This window comes from Brenneria izadpanahii, assembly GCF_017569925.1.
GTDB lineage: Bacteria > Pseudomonadota > Gammaproteobacteria > Enterobacterales > Enterobacteriaceae > Brenneria > Brenneria izadpanahii.
Genome location: NZ_CP050854.1, coordinates 862,413 through 888,768, shown reverse-complemented (window position 1 = coordinate 888,768; position 26,356 = coordinate 862,413). Strand labels below are relative to the sequence as shown.

Annotated in this window: 20 protein-coding genes and 1 pseudogene; 9 read left to right on the top strand and 12 right to left on the bottom strand. The window is 53.7% G+C overall.

What is annotated here, in order from left to right; genetic code table 11:
* Window positions 1–2: 2 nt before the first annotated feature.
* The 8 genes from csy3 to uvrA form a co-directional block, all read right to left on the bottom strand.
* Window positions 3–1,007 (bottom strand): type I-F CRISPR-associated protein Csy3, encoded by a 1,005-nt coding sequence (gene csy3, locus HC231_RS03910; RefSeq protein WP_208229814.1) that lies wholly within the window; start codon window positions 1,005–1,007, stop codon window positions 3–5.
* Between the two features lie 17 nt (window positions 1,008–1,024).
* Entirely contained in the window at window positions 1,025–1,972 is a 948-nt protein-coding gene (csy2, locus tag HC231_RS03905) for a type I-F CRISPR-associated protein Csy2 (protein WP_208229813.1), read from the bottom strand.
* Window positions 1,969–3,288 (bottom strand): type I-F CRISPR-associated protein Csy1, encoded by a 1,320-nt coding sequence (csy1, locus tag HC231_RS03900; protein ID WP_208229812.1) that lies wholly within the window; start codon window positions 3,286–3,288, stop codon window positions 1,969–1,971. The genes csy2 and csy1 overlap by 4 nt, the downstream gene beginning before the upstream one ends.
* Before the next feature lie 436 nt (window positions 3,289–3,724).
* Entirely contained in the window at window positions 3,725–6,994 is a 3,270-nt protein-coding gene (gene cas3f, locus HC231_RS03895) for a type I-F CRISPR-associated helicase Cas3f (protein ID WP_208229811.1), read from the bottom strand.
* The gene (gene cas1f / locus HC231_RS03890) at window positions 6,991–7,971 is read right to left on the bottom strand and encodes a type I-F CRISPR-associated endonuclease Cas1f (RefSeq protein WP_208229810.1); all 981 of its coding nucleotides are present in this window, start codon (window positions 7,969–7,971) and stop codon (window positions 6,991–6,993) included. The genes cas3f and cas1f overlap by 4 nt, the downstream gene beginning before the upstream one ends.
* Before the next feature lie 617 nt (window positions 7,972–8,588).
* Window positions 8,589–10,262 (bottom strand): methyl-accepting chemotaxis protein, encoded by a 1,674-nt coding sequence (locus HC231_RS03885; RefSeq protein WP_208229809.1) that lies wholly within the window; start codon window positions 10,260–10,262, stop codon window positions 8,589–8,591.
* A 408-nt stretch (window positions 10,263–10,670) separates the two neighbouring features.
* On the bottom strand, window positions 10,671–11,090 hold the full coding sequence (locus HC231_RS03880; protein WP_208229808.1) for a secondary thiamine-phosphate synthase enzyme YjbQ: 420 nt from the start codon (window positions 11,088–11,090) through the stop codon (window positions 10,671–10,673).
* 25 nt (window positions 11,091–11,115) lie between these two features.
* Window positions 11,116–13,953, bottom strand: coding sequence for an excinuclease ABC subunit UvrA (uvrA, locus tag HC231_RS03875; RefSeq protein WP_208229807.1), 2,838 nt, complete (start codon window positions 13,951–13,953; stop codon window positions 11,116–11,118).
* A gap of 234 nt (window positions 13,954–14,187) precedes the next feature.
* On the opposite strand from uvrA, the gene ssb1 reads away from it, so the two are divergent.
* Entirely contained in the window at window positions 14,188–14,718 is a 531-nt protein-coding gene (gene ssb1 / locus HC231_RS03870) for a single-stranded DNA-binding protein (protein ID WP_208229806.1), read from the top strand.
* Between the two features lie 297 nt (window positions 14,719–15,015).
* Here the strand turns inward: ssb1 and HC231_RS03865 are convergent, their stop codons facing one another.
* Complete coding sequence (locus tag HC231_RS03865) at window positions 15,016–16,173, bottom strand: metallophosphoesterase (RefSeq protein ID WP_208229805.1); 1,158 nt, start codon at window positions 16,171–16,173, stop codon at window positions 15,016–15,018.
* 557 nt (window positions 16,174–16,730) lie between these two features.
* On the opposite strand from HC231_RS03865, the gene HC231_RS03860 reads away from it, so the two are divergent.
* The 5 genes from HC231_RS03860 (at window position 16,731) to HC231_RS03840 (ending at window position 21,488) form a co-directional block, all read left to right on the top strand.
* Window positions 16,731–17,099, top strand: coding sequence for a hypothetical protein (locus tag HC231_RS03860; protein WP_208229804.1), 369 nt, complete (start codon window positions 16,731–16,733; stop codon window positions 17,097–17,099).
* Between the two features lie 20 nt (window positions 17,100–17,119).
* On the top strand, window positions 17,120–18,721 hold the full coding sequence (locus tag HC231_RS03855; RefSeq protein ID WP_246494679.1) for an ABC transporter substrate-binding protein: 1,602 nt from the start codon (window positions 17,120–17,122) through the stop codon (window positions 18,719–18,721).
* A gap of 292 nt (window positions 18,722–19,013) precedes the next feature.
* Window positions 19,014–19,718 carry a metal ABC transporter ATP-binding protein gene (locus tag HC231_RS03850; protein ID WP_208229802.1) on the top strand — a complete coding sequence of 235 codons (705 nt, stop codon included), beginning with the start codon at window positions 19,014–19,016 and terminating at the stop codon, window positions 19,716–19,718.
* Window positions 19,715–20,569, top strand: a complete 855-nt coding sequence (locus HC231_RS03845; RefSeq protein ID WP_095835636.1) for a metal ABC transporter permease — start codon at window positions 19,715–19,717, stop codon at window positions 20,567–20,569. Before HC231_RS03850 ends, HC231_RS03845 begins: the two co-directional genes overlap by 4 nt.
* Before the next feature lie 40 nt (window positions 20,570–20,609).
* Entirely contained in the window at window positions 20,610–21,488 is an 879-nt protein-coding gene (locus tag HC231_RS03840; protein ID WP_208229801.1) for a metal ABC transporter substrate-binding protein, read from the top strand.
* 118 nt (window positions 21,489–21,606) lie between these two features.
* On the opposite strand, the gene yacL is transcribed toward HC231_RS03840, so the two are convergent.
* The 3 genes and pseudogenes from yacL to HC231_RS03825 all read right to left on the bottom strand — a co-directional run.
* The gene (yacL, locus tag HC231_RS03835; protein ID WP_208229800.1) at window positions 21,607–21,969 is read right to left on the bottom strand and encodes a protein YacL; all 363 of its coding nucleotides are present in this window, start codon (window positions 21,967–21,969) and stop codon (window positions 21,607–21,609) included.
* A gap of 130 nt (window positions 21,970–22,099) precedes the next feature.
* A complete protein-coding gene (locus HC231_RS03830; protein ID WP_208229799.1) occupies window positions 22,100–22,288 on the bottom strand; it encodes a hypothetical protein in 189 nt (62 codons plus the stop codon).
* A gap of 45 nt (window positions 22,289–22,333) precedes the next feature.
* Window positions 22,334–22,924 (bottom strand): annotated as a pseudogene (locus HC231_RS03825) (Rpn family recombination-promoting nuclease/putative transposase); the annotation flags it as partial.
* A gap of 113 nt (window positions 22,925–23,037) precedes the next feature.
* On the opposite strand from HC231_RS03825, the gene fepB reads away from it, so the two are divergent.
* The 3 genes from fepB to fepG all read left to right on the top strand — a co-directional run bounded on the left by fepB (window position 23,038) and on the right by fepG (window position 26,350).
* The gene (fepB, locus tag HC231_RS03820; protein WP_208229798.1) at window positions 23,038–24,054 is read left to right on the top strand and encodes a Fe2+-enterobactin ABC transporter substrate-binding protein; all 1,017 of its coding nucleotides are present in this window, start codon (window positions 23,038–23,040) and stop codon (window positions 24,052–24,054) included.
* A gap of 245 nt (window positions 24,055–24,299) precedes the next feature.
* Window positions 24,300–25,304, top strand: coding sequence for a Fe(3+)-siderophore ABC transporter permease (gene fepD / locus HC231_RS03815; protein WP_208231212.1), 1,005 nt, complete (start codon window positions 24,300–24,302; stop codon window positions 25,302–25,304).
* Between the two features lie 11 nt (window positions 25,305–25,315).
* Complete coding sequence (gene fepG / locus HC231_RS03810) at window positions 25,316–26,350, top strand: iron-enterobactin ABC transporter permease (protein ID WP_208229797.1); 1,035 nt, start codon at window positions 25,316–25,318, stop codon at window positions 26,348–26,350.
* Window positions 26,351–26,356: the final 6 nt, after the last annotated feature.

Sequence of the window (26,356 nt, the reverse complement as noted above, 5' to 3'; positions counted from 1 at the left end):
CCTTATTCCCCTTTCTCGCCAAACACACCACCACGAATCAGCGTAGCGATGACGTAATGCTGCTGCGCTTTCTCCGGCGCATTTCCCTTGGTCACCCAGTTATCCAGCAAGGTGTAAAAATCCATTTTCTGTTTTGGCTGACGGTACGCTTTTCCCCGGCTGGTGACCGAGCCATAGGGTTCTACCGCAATGGGCCCTAAGCCCAATTCGGCGGCATCGGGATACCAGTCATCAATGGTGCGCAGCGCATTACCCACCTTTTGTGAATGCAGGGCGGCGATGCCGTCCACCTGATACAGAATTTTGCTTTTTTTACTGCTGCTATCCAGCACCAGCTCCTGCGAAGGAAAGACCTCCTGCCCCGCGCCCAGACGCACAAACGCCTCTACAGTGAAAAAAGCCGATGCCTCGCCCGTCAGTCCACGTTCGATAGCGGTTGCCAACTGTGCCAAATCGCCCTCTGGCGTGCTGAACTGTCGCAAAGAGAACGCTTCGCTATTAAACGTCCAGCTCTTTTCTCCCTGCGTTACCTTTATTCTCAACGCTTCGGCCCCCACGCGGTTACGCCATAAAAAACGGCCGTTAGCCAGATTTTCCGCATAGCGCCCCGCCAGTACGCCAAAACCCGATTCGGCGATATAACCATCGATCACCTGCGACAGTTCAGCCTGATACGCCTGATCGTTACACACGGAAGGCGTCGCCAGATTCCCCAGCACGCGCAGTGAAAAACTGACTTTCAGCGTATCCGCATCAAAAGGCAGCGCCGCCACGTCAACGCGTTGCAGGTTAGCTTTTTGAATTTCGGCATCCAGCTTCGCCGGGTCGCTCGTCAGTGCGTTTTTCAAACGGTTGGATATGGTGCCGCGCACCGCTTTTTCTTTGATTGCTATCGGTTGCCAGCCTGAAGATTGCTCCCAGTTACCGGAAAACATTTGCGCATCCGAGTTGGCCAGCTTACGTTCAAACGCCAGCACCGATGCTGTCTTAATGGTTTCTTTAGCCATGATTAAATCCTTTTCCGTTATTCGTCGTCATCGTTAAATTCATCGTCATCATAGGTTTCAGGTGCTACAGGGATCTTGCTGCAACACTGGTACCAGCCGTCGTGATAGTGGTAACGCCAGAGCACGGTCTGCAAGTCGTCAATACGGTGTGCGCCTCGCCACTCGCCAATACCGTAGATCGACTCGGCAAAACAGAATGGCGTTGTCGGGTTGCGGGTTTTGTCCACCGCGCCGGGGGCATACAACGGCGAGATAGCCCGATAGCCGGTCATCAACGGCACCAAATAACCTGGCGCCGGCTTCGGCAGATAACGCCACTCAACCAGGTCGCGATTGTCGTTATCCGCGACGGCGGCCATCTTGATCGCGGCGAAATCCAGCCAGGCGTCGAGCATTTCAGCATCCGGATTATCGAGCTTTAGTTGCGCAAAGTGATTTTTCAGCAGTTCGCTGCGATCCAGCAATACGTAGCCGGGCAGTAAGCGACGCATTACACGGCGGGTTTGCGGGCCGTTTTGCGGAAAAGCCATCACGTCGATTTTGCGAATATCGGTGATAACGCCACCGGCCAGCCGCTGGTTTACGCATAGCGTGGATAAGTGCGCCGCCAGCGCACGCGCCCCTTCATCGCCATCGGGGATGGCGCCGCGACATTCAATCAGCAAAGAAACCGTCATATGCATTCGGCCCTCTTCATTGAACGCCGCGGTTTTCGCTTCTTTGGTTAATGGATTGCGGGTAAGGGCAAAAGCGCGTTCCCAGCCGGAACCGTAAGCGTGAAGCTGCTGTTTGTGGCAAATAACGCCGCAGCCATGCAGCGTTAGCGCGTGACTTTGCCGCAGTTGACGCGAAAGCGCGTGGGCGTATCCCAAAAAATGGGTAATGGCCGGAAAACCGTAGGTCAACCCGGCTATCGCATTAGCATTTTCCACACTGACATGACGCAGGATAATCAGAGCGCTCATCGCATCGCCTCCATCAGTTCGAACTCCAGTTCCCGCATCCGGCGCTTAAACAGATTGGCCGTCGACCACTCGCGCCGTTCAACCTCGCTAAAACGCAATTGCTCATGCTCTAATTGACGGTTCAGCCAAACGCCGAAGTCATGCGCAACCTCTTTTCTCCAATCCTCGCTTTCCCGTTCACGTTTAAAATCCCGGTCGGTTTCGCCCCGATAGGGATCGAGCCAAAGCTGCTGAGAACGCTTCAACACGCATGCTTCATCACCACTCCAGCCCGCCTCCAGGTTCTGCACGGCGGCCACATAGTTAAACAGGCTATCGATAATGCTGTCGGCATACGCCCAACACTGCTGGCGGATTTCCATCGTGTTGCTGACGGATCTCACGCTGAGCAGAAATTGCTGCATCTGCCGAACTAATGGATAAGCAAGAGAGGCAAACTCGCCCCGGGGGCGAAAAATGGATTTATGCAGAAGCGGCGGTTTGGATACGCGTTCCCATGCAGGCGCGGCACAGGGCAATAAGTATGATTTGCCGCGACGCCCACTGTTAAGAAACGAGATATTCTGCGGCTTGGTTCCCCCCATGTTTTGTGCGGCGAGATTGGGATAGGAGACGTCGATAGCATCATGCCAGCGCTTCTCCTTTCTGGCCTGACGTATGGCTTTGGCTTCATCGCCAAAGCGGGTAGGCGTAATGCGTTGATATAGCGCCTGCGCCAGTGAGGAGGAATAAAGCGGGCTAATTAAGTGATACTGGCCGTCGGCGGGCGTATCCGATAAGGGAAAATAGATTTGCTTTGCCAGCTTGTGAGAACTGGGCTGTTTATCCGTTAACGCTTGCTTAAAGCCGTTGATCCACTGCGCTAACTGCCGGGGATCGTCCGCCAGGGCGGCTAGCGCGGAATCATCGCCACGCTGTAACGCGGATGCCAGCGAATCGCCCTGATACTCGGTTTGCAGCAGTTTCGCCACGTCCAGCGCCGCGGCATTTCCTACCGCGTCCACCTCCGGCTGCTTCAGCGCGGCGGTGGAAAGGTATTCCGGTTTTTCCTCGGCGGAAGCCGTACTGAACACGCTGCTGCCTTTGGCGTCGCTGTGGGTAAACTTCAACGCATGCGTGACCAGGCTTATCTGTCCTGCGCGGGAAGCCGCATCGGTCAGCCAGGTCTGAACCTGATAGCGCGCATTAATCTCCTGCACTTCCGCCGCCAACGCATGCGCATCGCCGGCAAACTTTTTCTCCGCAGCATCAAGTTTAAGGCGTTTGCGGTTTTCGATATAGCCGATAATAAACCGGCTTAGTCCGTCCCCTTCCATGTGCAACTCCTTGATAATAGGCTAGGCAATTCTACCCAAATAAGAAGATTACCTTATTAAAAAAAACGATCATTGAACGTTAGTGAAAGTATTGAAAACTGTTGTTGGCCTTGGATAAATTGACGCGCATTGTGCGTATTAACCGTTATTGGTTTGCTGAAAAATGTGAATGCCAGAATAAAGGTTACACAAAACAGCGTTTTGAATTTTTCTCGTTTCATAGTCATCCCCATCACTTAGTTAAATCAGCTTCGATGGTTGATATCTTATAGCTAGAACAACAAGTGATCAATACCTATGTATAATTTGTATTATTTAAATAAATGGCTTTAAATTTTTAGAAATTTTATGATACGGTCACTGCTGAACAAGTAGTTTAGAAATATGTATTATTGGTATTCCTTAAGTTGTAACTACCGCACAGGTAGCGGCGCACTCAGTCGAGTGCGCCAAACACCCCGAGCAGCGGGTGCCATAGCCACCTTTCGTTTTTCTCTGCATCCCGTACCGGCAGGTTGATTTCGCCAAACCGCTGGCTAATGGCGCTGAGCTCCATATCCAGCTTTTCCGACAGTTGCGCATAAATATCCTGATAGTCCACGGTCAGCCAACTGCCAACGCCTTTGGCGCAGGTAACGGATACCGGCTGAAAAACATAGCTCGCTTTCCAGCCGCTTACGCCGTCGTCGGGCATTTTGAACTCAGGCTCGTCCCCCTCTTCGGCTATCCATAAATAGTGCTGTTCATCCGGCGACGACTGGCGGAACGGCTTACGGCGTTGCAGTTCACCGCACCAGTCGGCCGATGTTTTCCACCATAAGGCAGCGTAGAACCTATCCGTGTCACTTTTTTTGCCCTGCAGCATTCTACGCAGCGCATAGTGTTCCAGATCCACCAGGCTCAGCGATTGCTTAAGCTGCGGGCGCTGCTGAATACGCGGGATGGCGCAGATAGACTGATACTCCTCATCCTGCAATAAATCGCGCAGGTCATGGCTATCGAGCAAGGTATCGAAAGCCTCAAAACCGGGGCGGCAGTATGCGGGATAACAGCCCCGCAACGCCCTTACGTTCTGACGCAAAACATGCAGATTTGGCGCAGCAGGTTCCTGCCGGCGGTGCCGTTGAATACGCCCGGCAAGCTGGATCAGCGAACGCATAGAACTGGGTTCGGCAATCCCCCAGTCGTAATCATGGTCCCTCCCCACCTCCGCCACAGAGGTCGCCAGCACGACAAACAGGTGATGACGTTCACGTCCACATTCCAGCGCCTGCCGAATTTCCGCTATTTGCCATAACATCTCGGACTCATAACGCGTAAGCGAAGCGTCCAGCCGCCGTTCGATAAAAGAACGCATCGCCAGCGGATGCTGGCTGTGATAAACACAGTAGTGGATGTGGTAATCATCAGGCGACGGCGTTGCCAAAAGCGCGCGCGCCACGGCGACCAGCGGATTGATATTCGCCATCCGAATCAGCCCCAGCGATACGCTTTTACCTGACGCATGTGTCTGGTGATGCGCCTGGTGCAGCGTGATCATGGATTGATGAAGACATTCCGCCACGCCGGCGATCACGCCATCGGCTTTGGCGCCGGCCGCCGAAACCGGTATCAACTCAGCCAAACGCAGCACCGGAGCCTGTTGCAGTTTCTCTACCCGCGCCGCCACAAATGCCTCATGCGCTTGCTTAAAGGTTTTACCCGTCTGATGGTCGCTTTGCCGCGCGCCATGTTCATCAAACCAGGCGCAGCAAACGTCAACGGGCGTTCCCGGTTTACCCCATGCCTGCTGAAAGTCGGTCCGTCCGCTACGATAGGCGTTAAATAGCGCTTGAATCAACGCCGGCGGCAGAGTAGCGGAAGAGAGCAACACACGGGATCCCAACATCCCTGCCCAATTCACCAGACGACACAGCGCGGGGAGATCGTCAATATCGAAGTCGTCCGGTTCATCCAACACCAGATCGGCGGTCAACAGCCTCAACATGGGCGCAATCTGTTTGCCGCCGCGCACGCCTTCGGTGGCGGGCATCAGGTGATCGATGGTTGATACCAATACCGGCGCGCTAAGCAATTTATGCAGCGCGGGATTTTTACTCAGCCAGGCGCTAAGGCGTCCGTCATCCAGACTGCCGTCGTAGCTGACATACTGATGTTCCGCAAATAAAGTATCGGCGGATTCACTGCCCGAACGCTCGGCCACGCCAGCGGTTTCGCGGTTCAACGCATGCAGTTGCGTCACGGCCTGTGAGCCGATCAACACCGCCAGATCATCATCCTGTAGCGTCAGCTTTTCCCGTAGCGCGTCGCCGGTTTGCAGCGTCAACGTGCGTAACCCCAACGCAATGGAAAAGCGGCAGCCCTGCTTTTCGTCCGCCAAGCCGTACATAATACGGGCGTTGGCGAAAGTTTTACCGCAGCCGGTCGAGGCCATGTTTACCCCGAAAAAACCTCGTTCCGCAGAGCGCTCGCGCAGCGCGCAGGCCACGTCAAATGCGCGATCCTGCCAACGATATTTAGCGTGGGTAGTACGCTGCTTAAACCCTTTATGCCGGGTGATGGAAGGTAACGTTTTTCTCACTTGCGGCAGGCTGCGCCCCAGCAGTAAGGCATTCTGCCCCACGCCGATACAGTGCTCGTCCAGCATCTGTTTCATTTCCCCGCTCTGGCGATCGGTGTTGGCAACTGCGGCGTAGCCGGCATCCTGCCAGCCTGCGGTCGGCGATAGCGATGAATAGTGGTGGTCAGCCAGCATCAGGACCAAACGCGCCAGATGACTGGTAAAGCGCTGACTGAGCGCCCCGAACTGCGTCAGCGAACCCAACTGCCGCGCCCGGTCGGCAAACTTATGCGCTTTACCGCGCCACGTTTCGCTGCGTATCGGCGTACCGTGCGGAAAATGCCAGATCGACCGTTTATCCTGTTCGCACCAGTCATTCCGAGTCATATTGATGGAGTTCCACTCGGCGGTTAGCTGATGAGTCAGCCAGCTATCCGCCTCTTCCAGTTGCGGGGGAACGGTATGATTTTTGGTTGCCGGATAAGCAGGCAGACGATGATGCGACGCAATCAGCCAGGCCACGACCGTCGCCAGCGGCGGCAACGCTTTAAAAGGATTGCTAAATGGGGTTAATCCATCTTTTTGCAGCCGTTGAAGTAACGCCGCCTCATCGGCAATATCAATATGACTCAGCGCGTTAAGCCAGCCGGCATCATCACCATCGCCGACAAACGCCTGAAACAGACGCAGTGAAATCCACTCATGCCGATAGGGCTGGAAGGTTTTTCCTTTGCCGCGCAGCCCCTGCTGAAATAGCGAATTGGCTTTGCCAAAGTCATGAAACAACCCGGCGATGGCGGCCAGCAAAGCGATAGCTTCAATACTGTGCCACTGATTTTCATCCTGCGCTTTTAGAATATCCCGTTCGGTGGCGTTGGTTGGCACAACCCCCTGGGCATTAAAGCGGCGGAGATTGCCTACAATCCATAGCAGCTCCGTCCGGTTAGCGCTTTTTATCCAGTGACAGGCCACCGCGGTATTACGCCGGGCCGTTTTACGCAGCAGCTTGCGTAAGGTATTCAAGCCCTCCAGCGTAATTGCCGTTTGCCAGGTTCGCTCGCCTTTGCGCTCGGCAAACTGATCCAATACTCGTCGTGTTTCTGTCAACGCCCGTTTATTACATTGGGAAACCAGCAAAATATTCATCGGCCGACCTGACTTAATTGGCTGGCAACGGTTTGCAGGGCGTCAATCATTACATCCAACGCTTCTGCCTGCTGAAAACCATTTAGGCAACGCTGGCGAAATTCTTGCTCATCATCCCCAGCCATTGCCGCAAGAAAGGCCTGCGGTAATACCAATGCATCTTTAATCAGGTCCGCGACATCAAATACCAATCCGCCACGTCGGGTTTTACCATGCAACACGGCCAGTCCATGCGGCAAGCCGATAACCCAGGTGGCGACCGCCGCCAATCCATAGGCCAGATAATTACCGTGGTCGAGAAAGCGGTTTGCCAGGTCGACCCCGCCGCCCCGCTTCGCACGGACAAACTCGCCATAATTAACGGCATTAGCCGCCAGCTTATACAGCGCTTTGGTCATCACCGCCTCCTGCGCCAGAAGATCGTTGCTATCGGCGCACTGAGACAAATTTTGTTCATAACGATCGAGCAAGGCTAATAGCCTGTCATTGCTCAGCATAAACCCTTGTTCTCTCTCCATGCGGCTATGCAGCCAGTGACGACGAATCTGTGTAATTCGTACCTTTTGAAAAGCAACCGCCGCGGCCAGGCGTTTTTCATCATCAAACCAAAAGCTCACCCAATCTTGTAAATACGCTGTAGGCCGATATTCACTCTGCGGCGTTAGCCATGAAACATCCACGTCCACTTCATTTGCCGCAAACAACGGCGTTCCGCCTCCGCCGCAAAAACCGACCATCACGCCCGCACGGGCAAATTCACGCATCGCCGCTTGAGTAATGGATGTTCCGGTTCCCAGCATAATGACGCTGGTATTGGCGATAGGGATATTCCAATACAACGACTGCTTCCCTTCATCGGTAACGTATTCGACTCGTCCGCCATTGACTAAAATGCGGCAATATTGCAGATAATAAATATTAGAACGCTTTGAATGCAGAATAGTTTTTAGATCAGAGGGGCTGAATGCGTTATCCATATGCAACAATCCTGAAAAATATATTTAAAAATTGATGATGTATTTTTATACGTTAGAAATTATTTCTCGAACAAGATGTTGGTACACGATTAAATATAGAAAAGAGAATATCGATAGCAATATTTTAATTAAAATAGAAAAAACGGATATCTGATAGCGTTCAGATATATCATCGAAGAATGAAATGCCCAAATCGACAATACCGACTTCCCTTTTTACAGAAAGAAGGCTCTCGCGTCCTCCCCTTTTTATGGGATTTTATTTATTTTAAATAAATTCAATTAGTTATATAAAACAGAATAAAAAAGGGTCTGCAGAGAAGTTTAACGATTGTTCTTTCAAAACCAATCAATTAGTGTTGATGGGCAACGGTTTACCGCCGCACAGGCAGCTCAGAAATACAGCGACTGGTGGATGTTGAGGATCGAGGAGTTTACCGCCGCACAGGCAGCTCAGAAATGAACGCTCAGGGCAAAACGGCCGTTATCCAGGTTCACCGCCGTACAGGCAGTAGATAGCAAAGCGCCGCCTTTTAGGCGGCGCTTGTTGTTTAAAAGCGGAAAGAGTTTCTCAGGGAAACGATGTCATTCTTCGCAAGGAAATGGCTTCGTTCAGACTCAGAACGATGTCCAGTCCTGTGAATTATCCGTCGTTTTCGTCGCTGCCGCCGCTAATTTATTAGCGGCGGGCAACGCGGCGGCCTGAGCCGGAATAACGGTATTCGCTACCTGGGAAAACGTGGATGTATCGCCCAGCTTAAACGCGCGCACCGACTCCGCCAGGATGCTGGCCTGAGATTGCAGCGAAAGCGCCGCCGAGGCGGACTCTTCAACCAGCGCGGCGTTCTGCTGCGTAGTGCTATCAATCTGCCCTACGGCAATATTGATCTGATTGATGCCATCGCTTTGTTCATTGCTGGCCTGCGCGATCTCGCCAATGATAGCGTTCACGTCCAGGACATGTGTCGTCAGGTCACTGATATTCTCTTCGGCGTTATCCACCAACTGCATCCCTTCATGAATTTTCCCGACGGAATCATCAATCAGATCTTTAATTTCTTTCGCCGCCGTGGCGCTACGCTGCGCCAGGGAACGAACTTCTCCCGCCACCACGGCGAATCCACGCCCCTGTTCGCCAGCGCGCGCCGCTTCAACGGCCGCATTTAACGCCAGAATATTGGTCTGGAAAGCGATACCGTCAATCACGCCAATAATTTCCGCCATCCGCTGGGAAGAGTCCCGAATCCCGCGCATTTTTTGCGTCACAGAAGTCATCACCGCGCTGCTGCGCTGCGCCGAATCCGACGCTTTATTGGCGATCTCCGTAGCCTGATGAGTATTATCGGCGGTATTTTTAATGGTCGACGTCAACTCTTCCATAGAGGACGCCGTTTGTTCCAGCGAACTGGCCTGCTCCTCCGTACGCGCAGACAGATCCTGGTTACCCGCCGCAATCTGGGAAGACGCGGTGGTAATTGACTCCGCCCCTTCACGTACCTGACCGACGATCTCCCGCAGGCTAATATTCATATGCTCCAGCGCCTGCAGCAATTGGCTGCTTTCATCTTTACCATGCGCTTCAACTTTTGACGTCAGATCGCCTTTCGCAACGTTGTTGGCCACCTGCAAAGCCTGATTAAGCGGTAACGTTATGCTGCGCGTCATCACCACCGCAATCATGCTGCCAAATACGATACAACCGAATAGAACTCCCAGCAGCAACCAACGGCTAAAGCTATAGGTCCGCGCCATTTCGCTAATCGTGGCGGACATGGCGTTATCCTGATAATCGATGAGTTTCGTGATGGCGGTCCGGTAGTTGCTCTGGGCCTTATCCGTGTTGGTGTTGAATTCAGTAATGGCCGCTTCCTGATAGCCCGCGCCTGCCAAATCGATAATTTTCTGCCCTGAATTTTTAAAATCAGCCCGGTACTGTTTAATCTCATCCATGATTTTCTGGGCGGCGGGATCGGTCGCAGTGGCTTCTATTTTATCCATTAACGCGACAATATCAGCGGATACGGCGGTAATCTCATCCTGTACCGCTTTGATTTTATCTTCCCCTTTAACCACCAATAGCTTCTGATACGCCAATACCCCGGCGTTGACATTATCAATCAATCGGTTTGAGTCCACGGTTTGTGGATAAATGTTTTCAACGATGCCCCGAGCATTATCATAAAAACCAGATAACCGGGAAATCGAGATCAAGCAAACAAAACAAATCATAGTGACGAGCAGAATAAACCAGGCCACCAAACGTGTACCGATCTTCCAGTCAGATAAACGCATATCTCCCCCTAATTCCATAAAAAATAAACTATCTCAAAAAACAACACATGAGGGATGTCAACAAGATGGGCAGATATGAAAGGAGAGCGATCGCCATGAATAACATAGAGAAATACAAAAACAGTAACGCTGACAAAATCAATACCGCTGAGATTCAAAAAATAATATTTTCAGTCTGAAGAAAATAGCTTAGATCTGGTCTCTATCTAAGAAACCAACGTAAGGAATATCCGGTTAAACACCTAATCAGATATCATTATTCTTCTTCGAATCCATCCGCAACAGTCACACCCAAGTGCCATCTGTTCTATCGGCCTGATCCGGCATATCTTTACTGCTCGCTAAAAAAACATGTAAAAATAAACAATTATCTGAATGATAGTAATCAATGGCATTAATAATGTAGCGCTACTCCCCCTGTAGGGTAATAACCAAAGTACGGCTGCCGCCGTGGTTACGGTGTTCGCATAAATAGATACCCTGCCAGATACCGACGTTCAGCCGTCCGTTGCTGATAGGGAGCGTCAGGCTGCTCCCTAACAGGCTGCCCTTCAGATGGGCGGGCATATCGTCGCTGCCTTCATCAACATGACGGTAATAAGGCTCATCTTCCGGCACCAGACGATTAAAAAAACGCTCAAAATCCTGTCGTACGGTAGGATCGGCATTCTCATTCATCGTCAGAGACGCCGAGGTATGCTTGATAAAAACATGCATCAGACCGACTTTGATTTGCCGTAGCTCGCCGACCTGAGCGAGCACTTCATCGGTAATCAAATGAAAGCCTCTGGCTTTAGGTTTCAGACGAATTTCATGCTGTATCCACATAGCAACCTCCGCTTACCGGTAAACGTTACGCTGGCTGACGCGCCAGCATCGGCTTCAGAAAACGCGCCGTATGTGACTGCTCACATTCGGCAACCGTTTCCGGCGTACCGGCCACCAGAATTTCACCGCCGCCGCTGCCGCCTTCCGGCCCCAGGTCGACAATCCAGTCCGCCGTTTTAATCACATCCAGATTATGTTCGATAACCACAATGGTATTGCCCTGATCGCGCAGTTGATGCAAAACCGCCAGCAACTGCTGAATATCGGCAAAGTGCAAACCGGTGGTGGGTTCATCCAGAATATACAGCGTCTGCCCGGTGCCCCGTTTCGACAGTTCACGCGCCAGCTTCACGCGTTGCGCTTCGCCGCCGGACAGCGTCGTCGCCGATTGTCCCAAACGAATATAGGACAGGCCGACATCGATCAGGGTTTGCAGTTTGCGCGCCAACGCCGGAATCGCATCAAAGAATTCGCGGGCTTCTTCGATGGTCATATCCAGCACTTCATGAATGCTCTTGCCTTTATACTTGATTTCCAGCGTCTCGCGGTTATAGCGCTTCCCTTTACATTGATCGCACGGCACATAAATATCCGGCAAAAAGTGCATTTCGACTTTAATCACGCCGTCCCCCTGACAGGCTTCACAACGCCCCCCGCGCACGTTAAAGCTGAAACGTCCCGGGTTATAGCCGCGGGCGCGTGATTCCGGTACGCCGGCGAACAGTTCACGAATCGGGGTAAAGATACCGGTATAGGTCGCCGGGTTAGAACGCGGCGTGCGGCCAATCGGGCTTTGATCGATATCGATCACCTTATCGAAATGCTCCAGCCCCTGGATATCACGGTAGGCGGCCGGCTCGGCCAGCGTAGCGCCGTTAAGCTGGCGCTGAGCCAGCGGGAATAAGGTGTCGTTAATCAGCGTGGATTTCCCCGATCCGGAGACGCCGGTCACACAGGTAAACAGCCCCACCGGCAGCGTCAGCGTAACGTCTTTCAGGTTGTTGCCCCTGGCGCCAATCAGCTTCAGCACTTTGGTTGGATCGGCCGGTACGCGATGTTCGGGAACCTCAATCTTGCGCACTCCGCAGAGGAACTGACCGGTCAACGATTCCGGCACCGCCATAATCTGTTCCATCGTCCCCTGCGCGACCACCTGACCACCGTGCACTCCCGCGCCGGGGCCGATATCGATAACATGGTCGGCGGCGCGAATCGCATCTTCGTCATGTTCAACCACGATCACGGTATTTCCCAGATCGCGCAGATGGATCAGCGTTTCCAGCAGGCGTTCATTGTCACGCTGATGCAGCCCGATAGAGGGTTCATCCAGCACGTACATCACCCCGACCAATCCGGCCCCAATCTGGCTTGCCAGGCGGATACGCTGGGCCTCGCCGCCGGACAGCGTTTCCGCGGAACGCGACAGCGACAGATAATTCAGCCCGACATTGACCAAAAACTTCAGCCGATCGCCGATCTCTTTCAATACTTTTTCGGCTATTTTGGCCCGCTGGCCGCTGAGCTTCATATTCCGAAAGAAATCCATCGCATGGCCGATGCTCATATCGGAAATTTCCGGCAGCGTCGTCTGTTCGACATACACGTGGCGCGCTTCCTCACGCAAACGCGTGCCGCCGCAGCTGGCGCAAGGACGATTGCTGATAAATTTCGCCAGTTCTTCGCGCACCGCGCTAGATTCCGTCTCTTTGTAACGGCGCTCCATGTTATGCAGCACCCCTTCGAACGGGTGACGGCGCACCGAGGTGTCCCCCCGATCGTTGATATATTTAAACTCGATGTTTTCCTTACCTGAACCATACAGAATCAGCTTCTGCACAGATTCGCTCAGGCTGTCGAACGGCGCATCGACATCGAATTTGTAGTGATCCGCCAGCGAGCGCAGCATCTGGAAATAGTAGAAATTACGGCGATCCCAGCCGCGAATGGCGCCACCGGCCAGGGATAACTCTCCGTTCTGCACTACCCTGGCAGGATCGAAAAACTGCTGAACCCCCAGGCCATCGCAGCTCGGACAGGCGCCGGCCGGGTTATTGAACGAGAACATGCGCGGCTCCAGCTCATGCATGCTGTAACCGCATATCGGACAGGCGAAATTCGCGGAGAACAGCAGTTCAGGCACGGTCGGATCGTCCATATCGGCCACCACCGCACTGCCGCCGGATAATTCCAGCGCCGTTTCAAACGATTCCGCCAGCCTCTGAGCCAGATCGTCCCGCACTTTAAAACGGTCGATAACGACTTCAATGGTATGTTTTTTCTGCAATTCCAGCTTCGGCGGATCGGAAAGATCGCACACTTCGCCGTCAATACGCGCACGGATATAGCCCTGCGTGGCCAGATTTTCCAGCGTCTTGCTGTGCTCGCCCTTACGATCCTTCACAATCGGCGCCAGCAGCATCAACCGCTTGCCTTCCGGCTGCGCCAGCACGTTATCCACCATCTGGCTGACCGTCTGGGCATCCAGCGGAACATCGTGCTCAGGACAGCGGGGCTCACCGATGCGGGCAAACAGCAAACGCAGGTAATCATGAATTTCAGTGATCGTGCCGACGGTGGAACGCGGGTTATGGGAGGTTGATTTCTGCTCAATGGAAATGGCAGGCGACAACCCTTCGATATGATCAACGTCCGGCTTCTCCATCAGCGATAAAAACTGACGGGCATAGGCCGAGAGCGATTCAACGTAACGCCGTTGCCCCTCGGCATATAAGGTGTCAAATGCCAGCGATGATTTGCCTGAACCGGATAATCCCGTGATCACTATCAGCTTGTCGCGAGGGATTATCAGATTGATATTCTTGAGATTATGAGTACGGGCACCACGAACTTCGATATTATCCATTCACACGCTTCCCGGAATAAATACAGTTTTGCATCATCTCACTGACGGAGACAACCGGTTCGAAACGTGCAATTATGGCACAAAAAAAGCTGAATGGATATCCAGTATCAAGCGCAATCGTTGTAATCCTTACATTCATTTTTGATTCGGTCTCGCAGGTATGATAGATACTTTTATCATGCTAAAATCGATCGTTTATACTCTATATAAATTGATTCATCAGGAGAGACGAGCATGGCCAGCAGAGGCGTTAATAAAGTGATTCTTGTCGGAAATCTGGGGCAGGACCCGGAAGTTCGCTACATGCCGAATGGCGGCGCTGTCGCCAACATCACACTGGCCACGTCCGATAGCTGGCGTGATAAGCAAACCGGCGAACAGAAAGAGAAAACCGAATGGCACCGCGTCGTGCTGTTCGGCAAGCTGGCCGAAGTCGCCGGCGAATACCTGCGCAAGGGCTCTCAGGTTTACATTGAAGGTTCACTGCAAACCCGTAAATGGACCGACCAATCCGGCGTCGATCGCTACACCACCGAAGTGGTCGTCAATATCGGCGGCACCATGCAGATGCTGGGCGGCCGTCAGGGCGCCGGCGGCGCGCCGGCCGGCGGACAGCAATCCGGCGGTTGGGGCCAACCCCAGCAGCCGCAGGGCGGCAACCAGTTCAGCGGCAATGCCGCTCAACAGCAGCATCCGGCCCAGAGCAGCGCGCCGGCGGCAAGCAACGAACCGCCGATGGACTTCGACGACGATATTCCGTTTTAAGAAATACCATAGACCGGAATGTAATGTTTGATGGTTAAATACTTTTAAATCAAACAATTGCTTAAAAAGTTTACAGCGGATGCAACACGCCCTGTAAACTTTTTTTATGCTCGTTTATGTTGCGGGTTTAATGGATAAAACGACGCCAGACGCCCACATATCCCCCCGTAGCGCTGAAAACGCCCCGCCAGGTAATATTTTCCACGCTGACCGGGCGTCGCCGCACGTTTTAGCCAACCCTGCGCCGCCGGATGCGGCGCAACGTCTTTGCCTGGCGTGATCCGAACATCGCGTCCGTCACTGCGCGGTTACTAGCTGAGGCGGGAAATCAAGTGTGAAATCCGAGTAACCCGGCGCAACGCCGAAAGTGGACTCGCCGTTGCGGCCGGCATATTTATCAAGCAGCGTCGAATAGGTGTAAAAATGCATCTTTTTGGTTTCGGTATCGAACTCGATAAACCGCAGCCATCCGGCGCCGCCGTTGGCGGAGCCCGGCTTACCATCCGGGCCGATGGTATTGCCCTGATAGTCCTGCACCAGTTGATAGACCGGGTAACCCGCGTCATTGTTATCGGTACGCAGATTCTGTCCTTGCGATACGCCGGTAACGGTGGGCGTCCAGTCATGGCCGCTTAACAATAAAAATATCTGTTTGTTTTTACGAATAAAAGCATCCCAAACGCTATCCGGGGGAAGATGGTCGGTGCCGGAGAAATAAGCGTCATAGTCGTTGGAACGCGTTGTTTCCCCGGTAAAATTCGGGTCGAGCCATTCGTGCGTGGTGACAATGACGGGCAGCGTAGGATGAGTATCCAGTACGCGCTGCGCCCACGCCAGATCCTCGGCCGTCGGTTCCATTTGCAGAGCAAGGTGAAGCACCTGCATTGAGCCGGCGTTGAATATCTGATAGCTGTTCATACCGTTATTGTAAGCGCCGCCATACCACGTTTTCCCGGCGAAAAAGCGGGAATCGGGGCCGAAATACATGTTCCAGACGCTGCCGCCCGATAGTGGACGGCTCGCGCCGGGACCGCCGTGGCTTTTGTACCAGGAGTAGTTGTCATAGTCGTGGTTGCCCGGCACCACGCTGAAAGGAATGCCGGCGTCGTTCAGCACCGACAGCGCCAGGTTGGCGTAGTCCCACTCGGTGCGCGTATCCCAGAGCGTATATTGGCCGATCATACCGGTGCGGAAGCGGCCATCGCCGTGTTGCACCACATCGCCGATATGGGTGACGAAGACCAGATTCTTCTCTTTACGGGTATCGACCAAATACTGCATTTGCTGCACGAAGGTATTAACGCCGCGCGGCTGCGGCAGCGTTACGTCGGTATAGTTCTGAGTATCGGAAATGACTGCTACGGTGAATTTTTCCGCATGAGCGGACCAGCTACCTATCAATGCCACTACGCCACAGACGCGCAGCATGGTATGAAGTTGTCTGGAAAATTTCATCAAAACACTCCCGAATCATTAAGTGGATGGAAACGCGGGCAGTGTGGTGCAAATAACAATGCGTCATTATCAATCTCTTACCCCGTTTACGCGCGATCGCTGTAGGTTCAGGCACTCTCGATGGCAAGAGAATGTCTCGTCCTATCGCATATTTGAGGATAATGAGGCCGTATGAAGGCAATATGTCGTCTCGGTGACAGGAACGATTAACGGTATGCTTTTGCCCCCAGACATCCGTATTGGCGTCAGCGGGCTGCCGTCGCTTACTTAAATAAGCTCCTGGAGATTCGCTCGATTGCCGACTTCCTGCAACTCGAATTATCCAGGCTATGAAATATATTAATGGCCGGCGTCAAGATATAAACATTCATATTTAATTCTTATTATTTATTCGCCTTCATTGCGGCCCATCCATACATATTTCGAATACATTTCGCTTAGATACAAAATAAGGTTTATTGTTTTGACCTTGATTTATTTGATCAAGCGTAGCATGCGCTTTTTATTCATCGTGGGATAGTTTGCATTCGGAACAATGAAATAACGAGAGTCTTATTATGTCAATTGAAAACTTTATTATGAACCAGGCTAAATGTATCCGTGTATTTACCTTTGAGTTAATCGCAGGTAAAGAGCAGGACTACAACGATTATTTAACCCAGGTTGTAGAAACTATCGACAGAGATGCCCACCAGAAAGACGTTTTTCGGGAGGTTCTGACGCTGCGCCCGGATGATACAGAAAACAGCAGGCGCCTTCATCGCGTTTTTCTGTTTACAGATGAACATCAGCGCCAGACGTTTGCGGAAAGAATGGCCGAGGCCGCGATGTTGTTTGACGGCACGCCGGAGGCGCAACAGAAACGCAAAGCCTACGTGAATACGTTGCGGACGCACATTTCCGTGCATGACTACACCTTCTGCTGATCTTTAACCGGGAAATGTATATGAAAAAATTCACCAGATTGCTACCGGCGGCATTCATGCTGGCGCTGGCTTTACCCACCTATGCGGCAAAAACGCTGGTGTTCTGTTCCGAAGGTTCGCCCAGCAGTTTTAATCCGTCGCTGGGCGCGGACAGCACCACCTTTGACGCCACGTCCGCCACCGTTTATGAACAGTTGACCGAATTTAAACCCGGTACGACGGACATCGAGCCCGCGCTGGCGCAAAGCTGGGAAATCAGCGAAGACGGAAAAACCTACACCTTTCATCTGCGTCCGCACGTCAAGTTTCACAGCAATAAACAGTTCCAACCAACGCGCGAACTGAATGCGGACGACGTTATCTTTTCATTTATGCGCCAGCAGGATCGCCAGCACCCGTTTTATGGCATATCCAAAATAGGTTACCCGCTTTATCACACCTATTTCGAAGCCGGTGAGGAAAACCTGATCGCCAGCATCGATCGGTTAGATGATTTAACCATTCGCTTCACGCTGAACAGTCCGCGCGCCTCTTTTCTATCGCTGCTGACATTACCGCTGACTTCGATATATTCCGCCGAATACGCGGAAAAAATGCAGGCGGCCGGCAAACCGGAGCAAATCGATCTTATTCCCATCGGCACCGGCCCTTTTCAGTTCATCAACTATAACAAAGACGCCCAGATTCAATATAAAACCTTTGCCGCTTACTGGCGGGAAAAGCCGGGAATCGACCGGCTGGTGTTTTCCATCACCCCGGATGCGTCGATTCGCTATGCGAAGTTAAGAAAAAATGAGTGCCAGGTTATGGCCTTCCCCAACCTGGCCGAGTTGGATGAGATTAAAAAGAATCCGCAGGTGAAATTGCTGGAAAAACCCAGCCTCAACGTGGGCTATCTGGCGTTCAATGTGGAAAAAGCGCCTTTTGATAATCTGAAAGTCAGGCAGGCGCTATCAATGGCGATCAATAAGCCGGATATTTTAGCGGCGATTTATCAAGGGCATGCGGTCAACGCCACGACGTTGATCCCACCGGCCTTATGGTCGCACAACGCCGGGATAAAGGATGCGCCTTATGACATTGACCGGGCGAAAGCCTTGCTGGCCGAAGCGGGCTACGCCGGCGGCCTCAGCGTTGAACTATGGGCAATGCCGATTCAGCGCCCCTACAATCCAAATGCCCGCCGCATGGCGGAAATGATCCAGAGCGACTGGGAAAAGTTGGGGGTAAAAACCACCGTCGTCAGCTACGAGTGGGGTGAATATCTGGCGCGCTCCGGTCGGGGGGAACATCAGGCCATGCTATACGGCGGCACCAATATCATGGGCGACCCCGATAATACCTTTTCCGCCCTGGCCAGCTGCGCCGCGGTGAAATCGGGAACCAACCGGGCCCGCTGGTGTGATAAGGATTTTGATCGGCTAATCCTCAAGGCGGGACAGGTTTCCGCTCGTTCAGAACGCAGCAAACTGTATGAACAGGCCCAGGAGATCATGCATCAACAGATCCCGTTCCTGCCGATCGCCCATTCGATCATTTATGAAGCGATCGGCGACAACGTCGCGGGTTATAGCGTCGATCCGCTGGGTTTGCATCGCTTCAACCACGTTGTTCTCAAGTAATTCCGCTGTCCTGCCGCCCCTGAACCGCTTTGGATTCAGGGGCTTTCTCATCACTGAGCGGCTAATCACCTCGCGTTTTCCCGGCCCATTTCAGTCAGCAAGTTTCGGTTGAAAAATTTTTTTACCTCTTTCCCCTTCACCTTTATTTGATATGTTATATCATAACATTTTTAATCAATAAGCGGATTACGATGACAAGCCTATACTCCCTCTCCGCATCAAAACGAATGCTGCTGGTATTAGCGCTGCTGTCGCTACTGTGGCTGCTGGTTGGCTGGGCGGTGATGTTGCCATGATTACATTACGCGAGCTCGCTTTCGGCTACAGGGGGCAACCTCCGTTGGGGACGTTGAGCGGGTGCTTTAATCAAGGATCGCTGACGGCGATTATCGGCGCCAACGGCAGTGGAAAATCGACCCTGCTGAAAACGCTCGCCAGCCTGTTGCCTGCGCTTTCCGGCTCCTTTTGCATTGCCGAAAGCGGAAAAAGCGCGATTGGCTATCTGCCGCAGCTCTCCGAATTTGATCGGCAATTTCCCATCAGCGTCTACGATCTGGTGCTGATGGGCTGTTTGCCCCACCGCGGCATACTGCGCGGCATCAGCGCCAAGTGGCGGAACCAGGCGATGCAGGCGCTTGAAGCGGTCGCCATGGCGGAATACGCCCATCAACATATCGGCAAGCTGTCCGGCGGGCAGTTACAGCGTATTTTGTTTGCCCGTCTGTTGCTCACGCAGTCTCCCATTATCCTGCTTGATGAACCGTTTACCGGTATTGATACCCAAACGACCCAGGCGCTACTGGGGATCATCCAACGGTTACATGAGGAAGGCCGCACCATCCTGGCGGTCCTGCACGATCTGGATTTGGTTGAAGAATATTTCCCGCAGGTACTGCAATTGGCCAACGGCGGTCATCGCTGGGGAACGAGCCGGTCTATTTTATCCGGCGGGCCGAAAGAGCAAACCTTCCCGCCTCTGCGGAGCGTGGTCTCATGATGTTATTCGATTTAATCAGTACGCCGTTTGCCGAATTCGGCTTTATGCGCCGGGCGTTGATTGGCTGTTTTTCACTGACGTTAAGCGCGGCTCCGTTGGGATGTTTTCTGCTGCTGAGAAGAATGAGCCTGATCGGCGATGCGCTTTCCCATGCCGTATTGCCCGGCGTGGCGATCGGTTATCTGGTTTCCGGCATGTCGCTGCTGGCGATGGGGATCGGCGGATTTATCGCCGGGTTGGCGGTCGCGATGCTGTCCGGTCTGGTAAGCCGCCGGACGGAATTGAAAGAAGACGCCAGCTTCGCCGGTTTCTATCTGGGTTCGCTGGCGCTGGGCGTGACGCTGGTTTCGCTGCGCGGTTCCAGTATCGATTTGCTGCATGTGCTATTCGGCTCCATTCTGGCTATCGATCGATCCGCGCTGGTCGACATCGCCCTTATCGGCTCCTGCTCCCTTATCGTGCTTGCCGTCATTTATCGGGCGCTGGTTATCGAATCCTTCGATGTCACGTTTTTACGCATCGCATCAGGCCGCTATCGGGCGCTGATCCACGCGTTGTTTTTGTCATTGGTGGTGCTGAATCTGGTCGCCGGTTTTCAACTTCTGGGTACGTTGATGGCCGTTGGCATGATGATGCTGCCGGCCGCCTGCGCCCGTTTCTGGACCCAGCGGCTTCCCATCATGCTGGCGACGGCGATTGTCCTCGGCATGATAGCCAGCCTGATTGGGTTGATCTGGTCGTATTATGCCGACCTTCCCGCCGGCCCGGCCATTATTCTGACTATCACGCTATTTTTCTGTTTTTCGGTTTGTTTCGGTCAAAACGGCGGCATGTTACGCACGCGCCGCTGATTCGTTGTTTATGGTGCTTATGGTTTGTGATGAGGAAAAAATGAAACGTTCAATACTCGCAATTGCATTATCCGGCTTGCTGCTCAGTCCGCTGGCTATGGCCAAAAATCTGGAAGTGGTCGCCAGTTTCTCGGTGCTGGGCGATATGGTGAGCCATATCGGCGGCGATCGCATCACGGTGACCGATCTGGTTGAGCCGAACGGCGATCCGCATGAATTTGAACCCTCGCCCAAAGACAGCAAAACGCTGGCTAAGGCCGATGTCGTTTTCGTCAACGGATTGGGGCTGGAAGGATGGATGGATCGGCTGATTACCGCTTCCGGCTATCAGGGAAAGGTGATCACCGCCTCTGAGGGGATTAAAACGCTACAGATGGAAGAAGACGGCAAAATCGAAACCGATCCCCATGCCTGGAACAATATAGGCAACGGAGTGATCTATGCGCGCAACATCGTAAATGCGTTAGCCGCCGTCGATCCGCAGAACGCCGACTACTTCCGCCAGCAGGGAGAGGCTTATATCCAGCAGTTACAGGAACTGGACCGCTACGCGAAAAAAACCTTTGCCGATATTCCGCAGGAAAAACGCAAGGTGTTGACCAGCCATGACGCTTTCGGCTATTTCAGCCAGGCTTACGGCGTAAAATTTTTGTCGCCGGTGGGCTACTCCACCGAGTCGGAAGCCAGCAGTAAAAAAGTGGCTTCGCTTATTAATCAGATAAAAGAAGAGAAGATAAAAATCTACTTCATTGAAAACCAGACCGACTCCCGTCTGGTCAAACAGATCGCCAACGCCAGCGGCGCCCAACCCGGCGGAGAGTTATATCCGGAATCCTTAACCGATGCCTCCGGCCCTGCCGCCACCTACACCGCGGCCTTTAAACACAATGTCGACGCCATGGCCGCCGGCATGAAGTAACCGCAACGCGCCGGCCCGGTTTCGGGCTGGCCGCCGCATAATGGCCCATCGCAACATCGGATATGGACGGGCAGCCTCCTCCAGCTAAACAGCCGAGCGCTGAACGATGCCTGCCCGCTCATCGCTGCTGCACAAACTCGCGGTATTTCGCCACCAGATTGAGAAAGTCCTCCAGACCGCACAGCGACAGGCTTTCTTCATCGTAGTAACTCATGCCTTCTTCTATTTCATCAACCACGAATTCCAACTGATTGGCCTGAATCATCACTTCCTCGGCATTCAGCGATAGCGTGTATTCGTGTCCGACTTTCCGCCACTCTCTTTCGCTTCCCGCTACCGAACGCGCCGCTTCCTCCACTTCGTTCAATAGCGCCAACCGCCCTTTGACCTCTTCATTAAACCAGTGGCCGACCGCTTCATGTCCCATCGACATTCGTACCATTACCTGACCGGTAACGTCCCGCAAGAATTCATAGTCCATGATGCCATCCTCAGTGATAGTGCTTGTCTTTCAGTGTAATCTCCCTCCTGCCATACCACAGTGATATACCCGTCATAACGTCACGAATGGCGGGCATAAGAAGTCAAAAAGCGCTGCCGGTTGATACAGGTCATGCCGTCCGATGCTGCAGGAAACGCACGCCACGCCGGGCGTAAAAGCGCCAACGAGCGGTCATCAACCCTACCGGTATCAGAAACGCGTTGAACGATATCAGGTTATCCGGCGATCGGGAAGATTGCGCCGGATTCGCATGCTGGCGCAACGCTTTGCCGTTGGCCCCGATAGTCGTCTCAATCATTTAATAAGGAAATACGGGTTCGTGGCGTCGTGATATGGCTTTTCACTACCGGGAAGCCGCCAATTGCGCCATATCCTCGTCGGAAAGCTGGGTGATTTGCTGAACCTGCTCGCGCGCCATGCCGGTCAGCAGTAACTGGCGCGCAATCTGCCGCGCGCTGGCTTTCATTCCTTGTTCAATACCTTGCTCGATGCCCTGTTCTCTTCCCTGTATGACCCCGGCCTGCAACCCCTCTTCAAATCCAATCTGCTTCAGCTGCTGTGCAATCGTCATTATCTCCTCCCGATCCGTTGACAACGGCTCCGCCACCCTCGCGATAAAATCGGCTGGTCTGGATGTATTGCCGGTCTGCGCGATGTAATACAGCAATGCCCGTTTCTGCGCCAGCGGCACCTGCCAGCGCTCAAATAATAACCCGATATCCCGCGCCAGTTCCAGCATGTCCCGCGTACGGATATGTTTTTGCACCAACTCCAGCAACGCTGCCCGCCGGTGGGTTTTAATCTCCTCATCGGGAATAACGGTAAGGTCGATCAGCGTAAAAGCATTGCCGTAAATTTGCGCCGCCAATTCGAAGTCATCTAACGCATCCAGCCAGCGCAGACTGTACGGATACGGGCATCGCTCCCCTTGATAAAGGGAGCCGTTTTTCATGATGTCGCCACAGGTTATTGTATATGAGAAGTATTACCGTTAACCTCCTTTACCACATCGGTCACTCGAAGTCCGGAAAGGGGAACCAGACGGCTATGCAAGGCAAAGGTCAGCAGCATATTCACAAAATAGTGGCGCTTGTTTTCAGTTTGTTCGCCGGCATGCTTATCAGCGGCTGCGACACACAGGATACATCGCCGCAGACTTCCACCGCTCAGCGTCATGACGGCTGGCCGCGGACCATACAAACACTTAAGGGGCCGCTGACGCTGCAACATCCGCCGCAGCGGATCGTCTCCACCAGCGTGACCCTCAGCGGTACGCTGCTCGCCATCAATGCGCCGCTGATTGGCTCCGGCGCCACCAGTCCCCGCAGCATGATGGCGGATAATCAGGGCTTCTTCTTGCAATGGAGCCATCTGGCGGCAGAGCGCGGCGTAAAACCGCTTTATATCTCTGAACCGAATGCCGAGGCCGTCGCGGCGGCGGCGCCCGATCTGATCGTCATTGCCGCCACCGGCGGGGATTCGGCGCTCAAACTGTATGAACAATTGTCGGTTATCGCTCCGACGCTGGTCATTGATTATGGCGATAAAAGCTGGCAACAGCTGACGCAACAGCTCGGTGAAGCCACCGGCCATGAAGCCGATGCGCAGCGCGTCGTCAGCCAGTTCGAGCAGCGGGTGCTCGCCGTAAAACAGGCTATCCAACTGCCGCCGCAGCCCGTTTCGGCGCTGGTGTATTATGAGGATGGCCGCGGCGTCAATCTCTGTACCGCGGCATCGGCGCAAGGGCAGCTATTGATCGAACTGGGCTTCCAGCTCGCGACGCTTCCCGCCGATATCAAAACGGGAACCTCACAGGGCAAACGGCAGGATATCGTGCAGATTTCCGGCGAAAACATGGCCGCCAGCCTTAACGGCAAGTCGCTGTTGCTGTTCGCCGCAGATAATAGAACGGTCAATAAAGTGATAGGAAATCCTTTCCTTAGCCACCTGGAGCCGGTGATTAAAGATCAGGTATGGGCCATGGGATTGGACACGTTCCGGCTGGATTATTACAGCGCCAGCAATATGCTGGATAGCATTGAACGTCAGTTCCACAAGCCATAAACGACGCATCCCCGATGCCGGCCCCAGCGACCGGCATCGGGAAAAGCCGTCTGGCGCGCGGCTCGTCGGCAAAGCTGGCGATCCCGCGTAACACCGGGTTTACGTCAATGTATTTGATAAGCCGCGCATGCTAACATGGCGGCACAGTCACACTAATGATAATAATTATTATATTCATTCTTTGATGAAGGGAGTGTTCATTGAGGATGTCATGTCACCGTCCCCATTTTGAAACCGCCAATAGCATGTCGAATTTTTCCAGCCTCAATCACATGAGGCGCTTGCCCGGTATTGTGGCGTGTCTGCTGATTATCGCCGTCATCGCTATCGCCAGTCTGATGTTAGGAGCCAAATCTATTGCGCCGGAGGTGGTCTGGATGAGCCTGACCGGACAGATCAACAGCGCGGACAGCACCATCATTCTTGACGCCCGGCTGCCGCGAACGCTGGCGGGCATTATCGCCGGCATGGCGCTTGGCGGCGCGGGCGCGGTGATACAGGCGCTAACCCGTAACCCGCTCGCCGATCCGGGGATCCTCGGCATTAACGCCGGAGCCAGTTTCGCCATCGTGATCGGCATTACCTGTTTTGGCATCAACGGCATGGCCGCCTGGCTTGGTTTTGCCTGGCTGGGCGTACTGGCGACCAGTCTGATCGTGTGGCTTATCGGCACGCTCAGCGGCGGCCGCATCAATCCCGTTCGCTTAACGCTGGCCGGCGTCGCATTAAGCGCCGTGCTGACCGGCATTACCTCATCGATCTCGCTGCTGAATCCCGATGCTTTTGATCAGATGCGCATCTGGGAGGCCGGCACCTTGGATATCCGCTCCATGCGTCATATTGCGTTGGTCACCCCCACTATTTTACTGGGCTGCGGACTGGCGCTGTTCGCATCCCGCTCGCTGAATGCGCTCAGTATGGGCGAAGATATCGCCACCGCGCTGGGCACCAGGGTGGTATTCATCCGCTCGATTGCGGTTGTGGCCGTTATGCTGACGTGCGGCTCCGCCACCGCGCTGGTGGGACCAATTGGTTTTGTCGGGCTAATGATCCCGCATATCGCCCGCTGGTGGGCGGGGCCGGATCAACGCTGGATCCTGATTTATTCCCTGTTATTTGCGCCGGTACTGCTGCTATGCGCCGATATTATCGGTCGTTTACTGGTTCCTGGTGAATTACGGGTGTCGGTTGTGACCGCTTTCATCGGCGCTCCGGTACTGATCTGGCTGGTTCGCCGGCGTAAAGTGTAAGGAAACGCGAGATGATCACCAGAACGCTATACCTTCGAGGCCGGTCGGGAAATATTTATGGCCGTCTGCCGCTGCGCATACTCATCATTAACGGTATGTTGCTGCTGTTGAGCCTGTTGCTGATAACCCTGGCGGTCAGTATCGGCACCCTGCGGTTATCACCGCTGGATGTCTGGCGGGCATTCGCCGGACATGGAGAATTCAGCGCCGTCACCGTCATTACACAGTGGCGCGCCCCTCGAGCGGTTGCAGCGCTATTGTTGGGGGCCGGATTGGGCGTAAGCGGCGCGATTTTTCAGTCGATTATCCGTAACCCGCTAGGCAGCCCGGATATTATTGGCTTTAACACCGGCGCCTATAGCGGCGTGCTGATTACCATCATTTTGCTGCATGGCGGCTACTATCAGATCGCCAGCGGCGCCATGCTGGGCGGCATCGTTACCGCGACGTTGGTCTATCTGCTGGCATGGCGCGGCGGCATCATCGGCTTTCGCCTGATTATCGTCGGTATTGCCGTCAGCGCGATCCTGACGGCATTGAATACCTGGCTTATCATTACCGGTTCGTTGGAAAGCGCCATGACGGCGAAGCTATGGGCAACCGGCTCGCTGAACGGCATGACCTGGGTAAAAGCCCAGCCCGCCACCCTGCTGATCCCCACGGCGATCGCCGCCGCGCTGCTGATGGGCAAACGTCTGCAACTGCTGGAAATGGGCGATAATAGCGCCAGGGCGCTGGGCGTGAACGCCGAAGCCAGCCGCCTGTGGCTGATGTTGTTCGGCATCATCCTGACCGCCGTCGCCACCGCCACCGCCGGCCCGATCACTTTCATCGCCCTTGCCGCACCGCAAATCGCCCGGCGCATGACCCGATCCAGCGCGACGCCGCTGTTTTCTGCCGCGATGGTGGGCGCTATTTTGTTGCTGACGGCGGATATCATCGCCCAGAACGCATTTGCCGACATTCAGCTTCCGGTTGGCGCGGTGACCGTCAGCATCGGCGGCGTTTATCTGATTTGGCTGCTGATCCGTGAAGCGCGCAGCTAATCATCC

Excerpts from the sequence above, each read along its gene's own strand:
- HC231_RS03865 (WP_208229805.1), bottom strand. The coding sequence starts at position 16,173 with ATGAAATTTTCCAGACAACTTCATACCATGCTGCGCGTCTGTGGCGTA.
- csy1 (WP_208229812.1), bottom strand. The coding sequence starts at position 3,288 with ATGGAAGGGGACGGACTAAGCCGGTTTATTATCGGCTATATCGAAAAC.
- HC231_RS03855 (WP_246494679.1), top strand. The coding sequence starts at position 17,120 with ATGAAAAAATTCACCAGATTGCTACCGGCGGCATTCATGCTGGCGCTG.
- uvrA (WP_208229807.1), bottom strand. The coding sequence starts at position 13,953 with ATGGATAATATCGAAGTTCGTGGTGCCCGTACTCATAATCTCAAGAAT.
- yacL (WP_208229800.1), bottom strand. The coding sequence starts at position 21,969 with ATGGACTATGAATTCTTGCGGGACGTTACCGGTCAGGTAATGGTACGA.
- HC231_RS03830 (WP_208229799.1), bottom strand. The coding sequence starts at position 22,288 with ATGATTGAGACGACTATCGGGGCCAACGGCAAAGCGTTGCGCCAGCAT.
- csy3 (WP_208229814.1), bottom strand. The coding sequence starts at position 1,007 with ATGGCTAAAGAAACCATTAAGACAGCATCGGTGCTGGCGTTTGAACGT.
- ssb1 (WP_208229806.1), top strand. The coding sequence starts at position 14,188 with ATGGCCAGCAGAGGCGTTAATAAAGTGATTCTTGTCGGAAATCTGGGG.
- HC231_RS03885 (WP_208229809.1), bottom strand. The coding sequence starts at position 10,262 with ATGCGTTTATCTGACTGGAAGATCGGTACACGTTTGGTGGCCTGGTTT.
- HC231_RS03850 (WP_208229802.1), top strand. The coding sequence starts at position 19,014 with ATGATTACATTACGCGAGCTCGCTTTCGGCTACAGGGGGCAACCTCCG.
- cas1f (WP_208229810.1), bottom strand. The coding sequence starts at position 7,971 with ATGGATAACGCATTCAGCCCCTCTGATCTAAAAACTATTCTGCATTCA.
- fepD (WP_208231212.1), top strand. The coding sequence starts at position 24,300 with ATGTCGAATTTTTCCAGCCTCAATCACATGAGGCGCTTGCCCGGTATT.
- fepB (WP_208229798.1), top strand. The coding sequence starts at position 23,038 with ATGCAAGGCAAAGGTCAGCAGCATATTCACAAAATAGTGGCGCTTGTT.
- csy2 (WP_208229813.1), bottom strand. The coding sequence starts at position 1,972 with ATGAGCGCTCTGATTATCCTGCGTCATGTCAGTGTGGAAAATGCTAAT.
- HC231_RS03840 (WP_208229801.1), top strand. The coding sequence starts at position 20,610 with ATGAAACGTTCAATACTCGCAATTGCATTATCCGGCTTGCTGCTCAGT.
- HC231_RS03860 (WP_208229804.1), top strand. The coding sequence starts at position 16,731 with ATGTCAATTGAAAACTTTATTATGAACCAGGCTAAATGTATCCGTGTA.
- fepG (WP_208229797.1), top strand. The coding sequence starts at position 25,316 with ATGATCACCAGAACGCTATACCTTCGAGGCCGGTCGGGAAATATTTAT.
- HC231_RS03880 (WP_208229808.1), bottom strand. The coding sequence starts at position 11,090 with ATGTGGATACAGCATGAAATTCGTCTGAAACCTAAAGCCAGAGGCTTT.
- HC231_RS03845 (WP_095835636.1), top strand. The coding sequence starts at position 19,715 with ATGATGTTATTCGATTTAATCAGTACGCCGTTTGCCGAATTCGGCTTT.
- cas3f (WP_208229811.1), bottom strand. The coding sequence starts at position 6,994 with ATGAATATTTTGCTGGTTTCCCAATGTAATAAACGGGCGTTGACAGAA.